Source organism: Tritonibacter sp. AK171, from assembly GCF_030127025.1.
GTDB classification, from domain to species: domain Bacteria; phylum Pseudomonadota; class Alphaproteobacteria; order Rhodobacterales; family Rhodobacteraceae; genus Epibacterium; species Epibacterium mobile.
In genome coordinates this window covers 335946-348117 of the sequence record NZ_CP126134.1, presented here as the reverse complement: position 1 = coordinate 348117, position 12172 = coordinate 335946, and the positions used below count along the sequence as shown (strand labels likewise).

General features: G+C 59.8%; 13 protein-coding genes. 8 read left to right on the top strand and 5 right to left on the bottom strand.

Going from position 1 to position 12172, the window contains the following annotated elements; genetic code table 11:
* The first annotated feature begins 7 nt into the window (after positions 1-7).
* The 5 genes from edd to QNI81_RS01655 all read left to right on the top strand — a co-directional run bounded on the left by edd (position 8) and on the right by QNI81_RS01655 (position 4601).
* Complete coding sequence (gene edd / locus QNI81_RS01675) at positions 8-1819, top strand: phosphogluconate dehydratase (protein ID WP_283967151.1); 1812 nt, start codon at positions 8-10, stop codon at positions 1817-1819.
* Positions 1820-1823: 4 nt separating this feature from the next.
* Entirely contained in the window at positions 1824-2471 is a 648-nt protein-coding gene (gene eda / locus QNI81_RS01670; protein ID WP_065321679.1) for a bifunctional 4-hydroxy-2-oxoglutarate aldolase/2-dehydro-3-deoxy-phosphogluconate aldolase, read from the top strand.
* A 144-nt stretch (positions 2472-2615) separates the two neighbouring features.
* A complete protein-coding gene (locus tag QNI81_RS01665; protein ID WP_283967150.1) occupies positions 2616-3020 on the top strand; it encodes a GFA family protein in 405 nt (134 codons plus the stop codon).
* Positions 3021-3102: 82 nt separating this feature from the next.
* Entirely contained in the window at positions 3103-3978 is an 876-nt protein-coding gene (locus tag QNI81_RS01660; protein ID WP_283967149.1) for an NAD-dependent epimerase/dehydratase family protein, read from the top strand.
* 89 nt (positions 3979-4067) lie between these two features.
* Positions 4068-4601: a P-loop NTPase family protein gene (locus QNI81_RS01655; RefSeq protein ID WP_283967148.1), complete on the top strand. Its 534-nt coding sequence runs from the start codon at positions 4068-4070 to the stop codon at positions 4599-4601.
* A gap of 103 nt (positions 4602-4704) precedes the next feature.
* On the opposite strand, the gene QNI81_RS01650 is transcribed toward QNI81_RS01655, so the two are convergent.
* The 5 genes from QNI81_RS01650 to QNI81_RS01630 form a co-directional block, all read right to left on the bottom strand.
* On the bottom strand, positions 4705-5370 hold the full coding sequence (locus tag QNI81_RS01650) for a D-lyxose/D-mannose family sugar isomerase (RefSeq protein ID WP_065321631.1): 666 nt from the start codon (positions 5368-5370) through the stop codon (positions 4705-4707).
* Positions 5371-5383: 13 nt separating this feature from the next.
* The gene (locus QNI81_RS01645) at positions 5384-6022 is read right to left on the bottom strand and encodes a nucleoside triphosphate hydrolase (RefSeq protein WP_283967147.1); all 639 of its coding nucleotides are present in this window, start codon (positions 6020-6022) and stop codon (positions 5384-5386) included.
* Positions 6019-6795, bottom strand: a complete 777-nt coding sequence (locus tag QNI81_RS01640; protein WP_283967146.1) for an ATP-binding cassette domain-containing protein — start codon at positions 6793-6795, stop codon at positions 6019-6021. The genes QNI81_RS01645 and QNI81_RS01640 overlap by 4 nt, the downstream gene beginning before the upstream one ends.
* Positions 6795-7856 carry an ABC transporter permease gene (locus QNI81_RS01635; protein WP_065324847.1) on the bottom strand — a complete coding sequence of 354 codons (1062 nt, stop codon included), beginning with the start codon at positions 7854-7856 and terminating at the stop codon, positions 6795-6797. Before QNI81_RS01635 ends, QNI81_RS01640 begins: the two co-directional genes overlap by 1 nt.
* A 182-nt stretch (positions 7857-8038) precedes the next feature.
* The gene (locus tag QNI81_RS01630) at positions 8039-9055 is read right to left on the bottom strand and encodes a sugar ABC transporter substrate-binding protein (RefSeq protein WP_065321627.1); all 1017 of its coding nucleotides are present in this window, start codon (positions 9053-9055) and stop codon (positions 8039-8041) included.
* Between the two features lie 196 nt (positions 9056-9251).
* On the opposite strand from QNI81_RS01630, the gene QNI81_RS01625 reads away from it, so the two are divergent.
* The 3 genes from QNI81_RS01625 (at position 9252) to QNI81_RS01615 (ending at position 12107) form a co-directional block, all read left to right on the top strand.
* Positions 9252-10448, top strand: a complete 1197-nt coding sequence (locus tag QNI81_RS01625) for an ROK family transcriptional regulator (protein WP_283967145.1) — start codon at positions 9252-9254, stop codon at positions 10446-10448.
* 133 nt (positions 10449-10581) lie between these two features.
* Complete coding sequence (locus QNI81_RS01620) at positions 10582-11418, top strand: sulfite exporter TauE/SafE family protein (RefSeq protein ID WP_065329541.1); 837 nt, start codon at positions 10582-10584, stop codon at positions 11416-11418.
* Entirely contained in the window at positions 11409-12107 is a 699-nt protein-coding gene (locus QNI81_RS01615; RefSeq protein ID WP_005626869.1) for a FadR/GntR family transcriptional regulator, read from the top strand. The genes QNI81_RS01620 and QNI81_RS01615 overlap by 10 nt, the downstream gene beginning before the upstream one ends.
* The last annotated feature ends 65 nt before the right edge of the window (positions 12108-12172 follow it).

The window sequence follows — 12172 nt, the reverse complement described above, 5'->3', positions numbered from 1 at the left end:
CACGCCAATGTCGCTCCATGCCACACTCGCCGCCGTCACCGACCGTATTATCGAACGCAGCCGCCCCACGCGCGAGGCCTATCTTGCCCGGATGCGCGCCGCCGCCTCCAAAGGCCCCGCACGCGCGCATCTGAGCTGCTCCGGTCAGGCCCATGCTTATGCAGCCACCGGCCCGGATCAGGAAACACTCGCCACCGGCACCGGCGGCCATCTCGGGATCGTCACCGCCTATAACGACATGCTCTCGGCACATCAGCCGTTTGAGACCTATCCGATGCTGATCCGCGAAGCCGTGCGCGAGGCGGGCGGCACCGCGCAAGTGGCAGGCGGCGTTCCGGCCATGTGCGATGGCGTCACGCAGGGCGAAGCAGGCATGGAGCTGTCGCTGTTTTCGCGCGACAGCATCGCCATGTCCGTAGGCATCGCGCTGTCGCACAATGTATTTGACGCCGCTGTCTTCCTCGGCGTCTGCGACAAAATCGTCCCCGGCTTGGTAATCGGCGCGCAGGCCTTTGGCCATCTGCCTGCAGTGTTCCTGCCTGCCGGACCGATGACGTCTGGCCTCTCGAATGACGAAAAAGCGCAGATCCGCCAGAAGTTTGCCAAGGGCGAGATCGGTCGGGATGAGTTGTTGAAGGCCGAAATGGCCGCTTACCATGGCCCCGGCACCTGTACGTTTTATGGCACCGCCAACACCAACCAGATGCTGATGGAGTTCATGGGTCTGCACCTGCCCGGCTCCTCCTTCGTCAATCCCGGCACCGAGCTGCGCGACGCGCTGACCAAAGAAGGCGCAAAGCGCGCGCTGTCCCTTTCGGCGCTTGGCAATGACTACACGCCGACCTGCGATATCCTTGATGAAAAGGCGTTCGTGAACGGTATGGTCGGGCTGATGGCCACCGGCGGCTCCACCAACCTGCTGATCCACCTGATCGCCATGGCACGCGCCGGCGGGATCATCCTCGACTGGCAGGATTTCTCCGAAATCTCTGACGTGGTGCCACTGATTGCACGAGTCTACCCCAACGGGCTGGCGGATGTGAACCACTTCCACGCCGCAGGCGGTCTGGGCTATATGATCGGCCAGCTACTGGACGCGGGTTACCTGCACCCCGACACCAAAACCGTGACCGGCGAGGGTCTTGGCTCCTACCTGATGGAGCCCTTCCTTGATGCAGGCGCGCTGACATGGCGCAAGGGCACCTCGGAAACGCTCAACGACAAGATCGTACGCCCTGCCTCTGATCCGTTCCAAAAAACCGGCGGCCTTGCCCGCCTCACCGGCAACCTCGGGACCGGGGTGATGAAGATCTCCGCCGTGGCCGAGGAACACCGGGTGGTCGAAGCTCCGGTACGGGTTTTCCACGATCAGGACGAGGCCAAGGCCGCCTTCAAGGCAGGCGAACTCGACAAGGGTGACGTGGTTATCGTGGTCCGCTTCCAAGGCCCCAAGGCCAATGGCATGCCGGAGCTGCACTCCATGACGCCTTTCCTGTCGATCATGCAGGGGCGCGGGCAGAAAGTGGCGCTTGTCACCGATGGACGCATGTCCGGTGCTTCGGGCAAGGTACCTTCGGCGATCCATGTGGTGCCCGAAGCTCTGGACGGCGGCGCGATCGCCAAACTGCAGGATGGCGATGTGGTGCGGGTGGATGCGCTGAGCGGCGATCTGCAGGTGCTGACCGAAGGCGTGCTCGACCGCCCCGCCGCCACCGCCGATCTGTCGTCTTATCAGCACGGCACCGGGCGCGAACTCTTCGCCCTGTTCCGCAATTCCGTGACCTCCGCCGATACCGGCGCAACCGTATTTGGAGTCTGATCCCATGGCCCTTACCCCGCAAGACGCCAGCAAACAGGCGCGCGAGATTTGCGCGCTGGCCCCCATTGTTCCGGTTCTGGTCGTCCACGATGTCGCCCACGCCCGTCCCCTGGCCGAGGCGCTGGTGGCAGGTGGCCTGCCCGCACTGGAAGTCACCCTGCGCACCCCCGCAGCCCTCGATGTGATCCGCGAAATGGCGCAGGTCGAAGGCGGCGTTGTCGGTGCCGGGACGCTGGTCACCCCCGCTGATGTCACCGCCGCCGTTGCAGCGGGCGCTAAATTCGGTGTCTCCCCCGGCTCCACGCCGCTGTTGCTGGACGCCGCATTGGCCGCCGATCTGCCGATGCTGCCGGGTGCTGCCACCGCATCCGAAGCCATGGCGCTGTTGGAACTGGGCTATGACATGCTGAAGTTCTTCCCCGCTGAGGCCTCTGGCGGTGCTCCCGCGCTCAAGGCCATTGGCGCGCCTTTGCCGCAAATCTCCTTCTGCCCCACCGGAGGCGTCAGCCCAACAAATGCCGACAGCTATCTGAGCCTCTCGAATGTGGTCTGCGCAGGTGGCAGCTGGGTCGCCCCCTCCAAATTGGTCGAGGCAGGCGACTGGAAAGCCATCGAAGAGCTTGCCCGTGAGGCCAGCCAGCTCTCGCGCTAAGGCCTGCGCTTGAAGGAATACACAAACCGGCGCGGCAGCCTCTCTGCCGCGCCGGTTCTTTTTGCGCCCCACACCGCCCGACTGAGGCTTGACCCAAGCACAACGGCGCGACACCGTACGAGCGCGCCCGCCAAAGGAGACCTCATGACACAGACTTACACCGGAAGCTGTCTCTGCGGCACGATTGCGTTTGAGATCGCGGGCAATGTTGCAGCCTTCTTTCTCTGCCACTGCTCACGCTGTCGCAAGGGAACAGGCTCAGCCCATGCGGCAAACCTCTTTGCTCCGGGCGCGTCGGTCCGCTGGACACAAGGCAAAACAGAACTGCGTCACTATCAACATGACGGCAGCCGCCACCACCGTAGTTTTTGCGCCACCTGTGCAAGCCCGATGCCCCATGTGGGCACTGACCACATCGTGATCCCTGCCGGATGCCTCGACACCGCCCCCGATGTGCCAATCACCGCCGGGATCTGCTGGTCGGATCGTGCCGCATGGGTCGATGGCATTGCAGCGGCGCCAAAAATTGCGGGCTTGCCAGACGCCTAGGCGCAACCCCAAAAAATTCGCTTGCCCTCAACCATAGTTGAGATCCGAAAACCGTCTCCACAGCTTCTACCGGAGACGACACATGCGAATTTTCCTTCTTGGTGCCACAGGTTCGATTGGCACGGCGGTCCTGCGCGAACTCCTGAGCGCGGGACATCACGTCACAGCACTTTGCCGATCTGATACCGCCGCCAAAGCTGTGTCAGACCAAGGGGCCACGGTTCAACGCGGTGATATGCGCCAGCCTGAGGAATGGTCGGAGGCCCTGAAAGATCAGGACGTCGTGATCCACGCCGCGATTACATTCGATGATGAGATGGTTTCGGCGGATCGCACCGTGGTCGACACGATTCTCTCCGCCGCCGACCACCGTTCTACGCCTTTGCGTGCTGTCTATACCGGCGGGTGCTGGCTCTATGGTGACACTCAGGGCCGCATCGCGACAGAAGACGATGGCTTCGCGCCGCTTCCGGCTTTTAGTGCGATGCTCGATCATGCCCATTTGCTGATGAATGCGCCTGCCCTCGTAACCGCCACGCTACATCCTGCGATGGTGTATCACGAAGAAGGCGGCGTCTTTGACGGTATGCTTGCAGATATCAAAGCCAATCGCCCGGTTGAGATTTGGGGCAGCCGCGACATTCGCTGGCCACTGATCCACCGCACTGACCTCGCTGTTGCCTATCGCCTTCTGGCAGAGCGACCAGATCTCACGGGCCATTTCAATGCCGTGTCCCAAACTGGCGTCACGATCGGCGAGATTGCCGCTACGCTCTCCCGTTCTCACCATCACGATGGCCGTCAAACCTGCCTGCCGCGCATGGCCGTCCTCGCCCGCGAGGGGCACTGGGCCGAAGGGCCAATGTTGGATCAAAGACTCTCCTCCGCGCGCTTGATGCAGGCAACAGGTTGGTCACCCCGATACAGTACACTCCAGCAGGCCTTTCCACCGGCCTGACCCTCTCACGCCTCGACAGCAATGAAAGCGTCTTGCACGTCATACGGGAAAAAGAGTATCTCGGCCCTCTTGCGTAAAAGGAGGCCCAGATGCAGCGCGTGATGATCCTCGGACAACCCGGCTCGGGCAAATCAACCCTTGCGCAAAAGCTCGGTCAGCGCAGCGGCTTACCTGTGTTTCACATCGACAAAATCCACTGGTCTGCGGGTTGGGTAGAGCGCCCCCGTGATGAGAAAACCCGCCTGTGCCTTGAAGTCCACGCGCGCCCGGCATGGATTTTTGAGGGCGGCCACTCGGCAACCTGGCCCGACCGGCTGTCGCGCGCCGATACCATCATCTGGCTCGACGTGCCCCTCGCCCTGCGCTTGTGGCGCGTCGTCAGACGTTCGCTGATCTATTGGGGTCGGTCGCGTCCCGACATGCCCGACGGCTGCCCCGAACAATTCAGTCTGGAATTTTATCGCTTTATCTGGCGCACGCGCCACAGTTCGCGCCGTGCAATTCAGCGCCTGATCGACAATGCTCCGGCGGAGAAATACATCTACATCCTGCGAAACCTGCGCGAGGTGGAGGCGTTTTTGAACGCACTCCCCAAAAGATCAGCCCCCACACAGCCGGACTAAACCCACTCCCAGTTTCACCTTTTAAAAATACCTCGGGGCGCACGAGGGGCAGCGCCCCTCGTCAGACAAAACTGTGCGCCGGGGCTTTGACCCGGCGCTCCGCTTAATAATCAGACACCAACAGATGCGTAGGCTCTGCATCCTCGTTGATTTGGCTGAAACGTCCGATCTTCATCTCAAACACATTATCGGTGCGGTCATCATTCACGGTAGAGACCTCGCCAATCAGGCAATCACTGCCCTCCGCCCAAAACGCATGCCAAATTCCGGGCATCAATGTCACACTCTCGCCGGGCTCTAGCATCAGCTTCCCCCCCGCAGGCAAGGTGCGCGCAATCCCATCGGTGGGCACAGTCACCGGTGAGACCCGGTCAATACCGCCATCTTTATCGGGTGCGAACAATTCAATCACCAGCGTGCCGCCCCCCCTGTTGATGATGTCCTCGGCCTTGATGTTATGGCGATGCATCGGCGACAGCTGGTCCTTGCGCGAAATCATGATCTTTTCCGCATAGAGCATCCCGCGCCCGGCGCTCAGATCCTCGTGGCTGCCATTGCGCGCAGTGAACAGAAACAGGCCGAGTTCATCAAAACGCCCCTGCCCATAGTCGGTAATATCCCACCCCAAGCCGCGTGCCCGGATATCAGCCGCCTCAACCGCGCGCATCTGATCCGGGGACCAATGCGCAAAGGGGGGCAGATGCACCCCATGGCTTTTGATAAAAGACCAGCTTTGATCCAAAATTTCATTCACCTCAGAGCGTTTCATGCCCCGGTCTCCTTTATGTTTCCAAGGCGGATGCTGCGCGCCAGATCAGATCTGCGGGCAGTCTGGCAGCATCAATGGCGCGCGCATTTGCCAGATCATTGCCATGCGCACGCGCAACGGCTGCCGCGTGATCCAGACCATGATCCAGCCAGCGCTGTATCAGCCGCGCTTCCAGTTCTTGGCTGGGAACTTCAAGTCGGATCGACACATCCCAAAGTGCTGCCACATCGCGCCAACCGGGCGCATCAAAGAGCAAATAATTGCCCTCAATGACTGCGACACGGCAGTCCGGCCCCACCTCTGCGGCGCCCGCAATGGCAATGTCGCGTTCACGGTCAAACGCAGGATAGATCACATGATCCGCCTGTTTCAGCGCCTGACACAAACGCATAAATCCATGCAGATCAAAGGTCTCCGGCGCTCCTTTACGCGCCAGCAACCCGCGTGTCTGAAGCAGGCGATTGTCCAGATGAAACCCATCCATCGGCACCACCTCGGCCTTCAATCCGCGCGCTGTCAGCGCTTTGGCCAAAGGGGCTGACAGCGTTGATTTCCCACTGCCCGGCGCGCCAGACAGGGCCACCACCTGACGCCCCTGATGCGCGGTGTCGAGCTTCTCAATCACGCTTTGGCACAGCGCATCGATGGTCATGCGGCAGACAACTCCGGATCGGGCTCCTTTGCACCGGTCATATATGCCACCGCATCCGACATTTCATGCTGTTTGGGGTCGATCACGCAGAGCCGCTTGCCCAGACGATGCACATGAATGCGGTCGGCCACCTCAAACACATGCGGCATGTTGTGGCTGATCAGAATGATCGGAATGCCTCGCGATCTCACGTCCTGAATAAGCTCAAGCACCCGGCGGCTTTCTTTAACTCCAAGGGCTGCTGTCGGCTCATCAAGGATGATGACTTTTGAGCCAAAAGCCGCCGCGCGCGCCACCGCCACGCCCTGACGCTGACCACCAGAGAGCGTTTCCACCGCCTGATTGATGTTCTGGATCGTCATCAACCCCAACTCATTGAGCTTTTCGCGGGCGACTTCTTCCATACGGCTGCGATCCAACTGGCGCAGGAATTGGCCGCGCCAGCCGGGTTTGCGCAATTCACGCCCCATGAACATATTGTCAGCAATCGACAGCGCAGGCGACATGGCCAACGTCTGGTAAACCGTCTCGATCCCCGCCTCGCGCGCATCAATGGGCGAATGGAAGTTCACCGGCTTGCCATCCAGTTCCACAGTGCCGTCGTCCGGGATCACCGCGCCCGAGAGCGCCTTGATCAGGGTCGACTTTCCCGCGCCGTTGTCGCCAATCACCGCAAGGATCTCTCCCGGCATTAACTCAAAATCACAGTGATCGAGCGCGGTCACCTTGCCATAGCGTTTGACCAGATTGCGGCCTCTGAGAATGGGTTCCATTAGACTGACACCTTTCTGATCCACTGGTCCACAGCCACGGCGGCGATGATGAGCACGCCGATGAGGAGATAGGTCCATTGCGCATCCGCCCCGAGCAGACGCAAACCAAGGGTGAAGACACCGACGATGAGCGCGCCAAAGAAGGTTCCCAAGACCGAGCCCCGCCCGCCAAAGAGCGAGATCCCCCCGATCACCACGGCAGTAATGGATTCAATATTCGCAAGCTGGCCGGACGTAGGCGAAACCGACCCGATACGACCAATCAAAGCCCATCCCGCAAAGGCGCAGATCAGCCCCGAAAGCATGTAAACAGAGATCAATACCTTGTCTGTGTTGACACCCGACAGCTCCGCCGCCTCCTTGTCATCACCGACCGCATAAACGTGCCGCCCCCAAGCCGTGTGACGCAGCACATAAGCGAGGATCAAAACCAGCGCGATCATGAAGATGACCCCGTAAGTAAAGACCGCACCGCCCACTTTGAATTTCTCACCAAAGAACTGCAGGAACGCAGCCTTTTCCGCAATCTCCTGACTACGGATGGTTTCATTCGCGGAATAGAGGAAGTTTGACGCAAGCACGATCTGCCACATGCCAAGAGTCACAATAAAGGGGGGCAGCTTCATCTTGGCCACAAGCCAGCCGTTGATATAGCCACAGAGCAACCCGCAGAGCAGCCCAAACGCCACGCCCATGACCGGCGGCACACCATAACGGAAGGTGAATTGCCCCATCACCACCGATGAGAGCACCATAATTGCACCGACCGACAGGTCGATCCCCGCAGTGAGGATCACCAGAGACTGCGCACAGGCGACAATACCGACAATGCCCACTTGCTGCAGGATCAGGGTCATCGCGAAGGGGGAAAAGAACTTCGATCCCAAAAGCAGCCCAAAGATCACAATAGACATGACCAGCACGATCAATGGCACCAGCGAAGGCGTTACATGCAATGCGTGCTGAAATTTCTGAATGAAACTCTGCGGGCCATGGTCGAATTCGGCCACCTTGTCCGGGCTTCCGGCAACCGCGGCTTCATAGCTCTGCGGGGTAGACATGATACTCCTCCAAATCACCCGCTGTGGCGGGGTTGGTCTTTGTTATTCTTATATTTTGGGATGAAAGGGCGACGAATGCGCGCCGCCCTGTTTCAAACATGACATTCTCTGGATCGAAAGCGCACTTCACCAAACGGCCTGCGCCAAAGGGGTGGGACCAGATAGGCCCCACCCTGTTCAGATCAGCCCCAGCAGAGGTTGGTGCCCTCAGTGGTATCGATGCTTTCGACACCCTCGACTGGCTTGTCAGTCACCAATGCGACGCCTGTATCAAAGAAGGCCTTGCCAGGGGTCGGTTCGGGTTTCACGCCCTCATCGGCCCATTTCTTGATCGCCTCAACGCCGAGCGAGGCCATCATCAGCGGATACTGCTGCGAGGTCGCACCGATCACACCGTCCTTGACGTTCTGCACACCGGGGCAGCCGCCATCGACAGAGACGATCAGCACGTCGTTTTCACGACCGATGGATTTCAACGCCTCATAAGCGCCTGCCGCCGCAGGTTCGTTGATGGTGTAGACCACATTGATCATTGGATCTTTGGCGAGAAGGTTCTCCATCGCCTTGCGACCCCCCTCTTCGTTGCCTGCGGTCACATCGTTACCAACGATACGCGGATCGGTCTCGTCACCCCATTTGTTAGGGTCGCCCAGATCAATGCCAAAGCCCTGAAGGAAGCCCTGATCGCGCAATACACCCACTGTCGGCTGGCTGACGCCGAGGTCGAGCATCGCGATCTTTGCGTTTGCCGCCTCATCGCCAAGCGAGGCCGCCGCCCACTGACCGATCAACTCACCTGCAAGGAAGTTATCGGTCGCAAAGGTTGCATCAGCGGCATCGATCGGGCTGAGCGGCGTGTCGAGCGCAATCACCACTAGACCGGCATCACGGGCCTGTTCAACAGCCGGAACAATCGACGAGGTATCCGATGCCGTCAGCAAAATACCCTTAGCGCCATCAGCGATGCAGGTTTCAATCGCAGCCACCTGGGTTTCATGATCACCGTCAATTTTACCTGCAAAGGACTTGAGCTCCATGCCCAGCTCCTCCGCCTTGGCGGTCGCCCCTTCTTTCATTTTAACAAAGAAAGGATTGGTGTCCGTCTTGGTGATCAAGCAGGCGGTCACCTTCTCATCGGCCTGTGCAGCACCCGCCAACAGGGCCGCACCAGCAATCGTGGTCAGCAAAAGTTTCTTCATGGTCTCCTCCCAGAAACAACAATCTTACTCTGTGTATATGCATCGCTTAGCCCTCTTCTTCGCCGGGGCCCTCGATGTGACTGACTGCATGAAAACCGTGATTCCACGTTTCTGTCAATAAATAAATAAAGTTGATTTATTAACTCGGCGCGCGCAAGCTCTTGCCTCAGATAAGGGAGGAGCGCATAGACCGGGCATGACAGATCCACGTCCTCACACCACCGGCGCAAGCCAAAGTGAATTGCGCGCTTATAATGAGCGGTTGTTGCTATCGTTGCTGCATCAGGACGGTGCGCTACCGGGGAGCGAGATGGCACGCCGCACCGGGCTGTCGTCGCAGACGGTTTCGGTCATTTTGCGCAAGCTTGAACAGGATGGTCTGGTCCAAAGGGGAGAAAGCCAGAAGGGCCGCGTGGGCAAACCTTCGGTCCCAATGAGCATCAACCCAGAAGGGCTGTTCTCCTTTGGAATAAAGATTGGCCGGCGCAGCACAGATCTGATGCTTACGGATTTTTGCGGTGGTGTGCGTGCTGAACGGCGGCTCCGCTACCCCTATCCTCAGCCCACAGAAGTATTTGATTTTATCAAATCCAGCATCGACGCGATCAGCGCTGACCTGAGCGCAAAACAACGTGCGCGCATCTGTGGTATCGGTGTGGCTACGCCGTTTGACCTCTGGCGCTGGCACGAGCAAATCGGAGCCCCCAAGGCCAGCCTCACCGCATGGCGCGCCCTTGATCCCGCAACCGAGATCGCCCGGTTTAGTTCGCTCAAAGTCTTTGTGATCAATGATGCCACTGCGGCGTGCCGTGCCGAACATATGTTCGGCAGCAGCCGTCGGTGGCGCGACAGCGTGTATTTTTTCATCGCCTCCTTCATTGGCGGCGGCGTGGTGCTGAACCACTCCGTCTATGAGGGCGGCATGGGCAACGCCGGTGCACTTGGCCCCCTGCCCTCCCAACGGGCCGATGGTCGCATTTGTCGCTTGCTCGATAGCGCCTCTATCCGCGAACTCGAACGGCAGCTCAACGAAGCCGATATCGACTCCAGCGCACTTTGGCAGCAGCCACAGGACTGGAGCCCCTTCGCCTCCCTTGTCGATCAATGGCTGGAAGAAACCGCCTGCGCACTGGCGCGGGCTGCTTTGACAACCTGCGCGATCATCGATTTTCAGGCCGTGGTGATCGATGGTGCCATGCCTGCACCCGTCCGCAGCCGCCTCGTTGAACGCATCCGGCGTGAACTCCCCACATTGGATTCGCGTGGTTTAATTCTGCCTCAGGTAGAAGAAGGCCAGATTGGCGCAAATGCCTCGGCCCTTGGCGCTGCGGCCAAACCTCTGATCGCACAGTATCTCCTCGACACACACGCAGGTTTTGCAGCACCAAACTGAGGCGATCCTAACGCAAGACCGCCCTATTCCCTCACACGGTAAGCGCTGGGGTTGACGAACAATTTATGCAGCGCGTAAACCAATCTTAAATTGGTTCCCCAAGGTCGGGAATGTAAAAGCGGGCAGGATCGACATGCTGGAATTGGAAACACTCTTGCCCTTGATGGGCGTTGCTGCGGGTGCGGGCATCGCCGGCGGCATCCTTGCGGGGCTACTCGGTGTCGGTGGCGGTATTGTTATCGTTCCCGCCCTCTATTTTGCACTTGGCCTTACGGGTATGGACCCGGCTTTGACGATGCAAGTGGCCGTGGGCACCTCGCTTGCAACCATCGTGTTCACGGCGCTGTCGTCGGGGTATGGCCACTACAAAAAAGGAGCGATCGACATGGCGCTCCTAAAGCTCTGGGCCCCTTCCATTCTCGGTGGTGTGGTCATCGGCGGCGTCTTGGGGGGGCTGGTCTCGGGCAATGTCTTGCTGGTCGTCTTTGCCACAATCGCAATGGCGGTGGCACTGGATCTGATCCTGCGCAAACCCAAGGAATCCCCTGAACCGCGCTCGTTTTCCAAACCCGTCTGGGCTGCGCTTGGGGTCTTTGCTGGTGCGGTGTCCGCGATGATGGGCATTGGCGGCGGCTCTGTCTGCGTGCCAACGCTGAGCTTTCTCGGCTATGACATCCGCAAAGCCGTGGGCACGTCTGCCGCCATAGGGTTCATCATCGGCCTGCCCGGCGCGATTATCTACATGGCAACCGGCTTTGGTGCTGAAGGGTTGCCACCGCTGTCGCTGGGCTATGTGAACCTGCTGCTGGCGGCCGTCATCATTCCCCTGTCGACAACCTTCGCCCGCGTGGGGGTGAAACTGGCCCATTCAATCCCGCGCCGCGCTTTGAAGCTGTCGTTTGGGCTGTTCCTCATGGCAACCTCTATCCGCATGTTTGCGGATCTGGCGGAGCAGGCAGGGTGGCTCTGAAGCCCGCCACGCTCGCTCAGACTGACTTGCGTGCGGCTATTCTTCAGGGGGATTTTTCCACAGATGGCCGCTTGCCCCCGGAACGCGTACTGGCGGAAAAGCTGGCCATTTCGCGCACACAACTGCGCGGTGTATTGGACGCACTGGCCAAAGAGGGGTTGATTTTCCGCCGTCACGGTCAGGGCACCTTTCTGCAACCGCCCCCGGTGCAGGGGGCTGAACGGCTGAGCGCGCTTGCCCGGCGGGTTTCGCCCCGTGATCTGATGGAGGTGCGGCTGGATCTGGAACCAGCACTGGCCGCCCATGCCGCAACCCGTGGCAGCACCGAGGACAAATCCCGCCTTCTTCACCTGATGGAAGACAGCCTTATGGCACCCGATCTCGAAAGCTACGAGCGCGCTGACGACATCTTTCACTACAAGATCGCCCAAATGGCAGGAAACCCGGTGTTTCTATCCCTATTTGAGGAAATTCGCACCCTACGTCAGGCAGCGGATTGGAAACGCACTCGCCGCGAGGCGCTCGGCCTTGAGGAAATTGCCGAGTTTTCGACCCTGCACAGCGCCATCGCAAATGCTATTTGTGCAGGCTCCGCAGAGGCCGCACGCAGCGCAATGGCTGAACATCTGCAACAGGTCTCCCATGCGCTGCGCCGCAGTGACACTTGGCTTGAGAGCCCTGAGATGTGATGCGCCATTGGCGCGACGCTCAGCCGGCGCGACAGCGCCATAACCTGTGCGCCGCAGGCGCTCCG

Coding starts and splice junctions, on each gene's coding strand:
- edd (WP_283967151.1), top strand. CDS start 8: ATGTCGCTCCATGCCACACTCGCCGCCGTCACCGACCGTATTATCGAA.
- eda (WP_065321679.1), top strand. CDS start 1,824: ATGGCCCTTACCCCGCAAGACGCCAGCAAACAGGCGCGCGAGATTTGC.
- QNI81_RS01665 (WP_283967150.1), top strand. CDS start 2,616: ATGACACAGACTTACACCGGAAGCTGTCTCTGCGGCACGATTGCGTTT.
- QNI81_RS01660 (WP_283967149.1), top strand. CDS start 3,103: ATGCGAATTTTCCTTCTTGGTGCCACAGGTTCGATTGGCACGGCGGTC.
- QNI81_RS01655 (WP_283967148.1), top strand. CDS start 4,068: ATGCAGCGCGTGATGATCCTCGGACAACCCGGCTCGGGCAAATCAACC.
- QNI81_RS01650 (WP_065321631.1), bottom strand. CDS start 5,370: ATGAAACGCTCTGAGGTGAATGAAATTTTGGATCAAAGCTGGTCTTTT.
- QNI81_RS01645 (WP_283967147.1), bottom strand. CDS start 6,022: ATGACCATCGATGCGCTGTGCCAAAGCGTGATTGAGAAGCTCGACACC.
- QNI81_RS01640 (WP_283967146.1), bottom strand. CDS start 6,795: ATGGAACCCATTCTCAGAGGCCGCAATCTGGTCAAACGCTATGGCAAG.
- QNI81_RS01635 (WP_065324847.1), bottom strand. CDS start 7,856: ATGTCTACCCCGCAGAGCTATGAAGCCGCGGTTGCCGGAAGCCCGGAC.
- QNI81_RS01630 (WP_065321627.1), bottom strand. CDS start 9,055: ATGAAGAAACTTTTGCTGACCACGATTGCTGGTGCGGCCCTGTTGGCG.
- QNI81_RS01625 (WP_283967145.1), top strand. CDS start 9,252: ATGACAGATCCACGTCCTCACACCACCGGCGCAAGCCAAAGTGAATTG.
- QNI81_RS01620 (WP_065329541.1), top strand. CDS start 10,582: ATGCTGGAATTGGAAACACTCTTGCCCTTGATGGGCGTTGCTGCGGGT.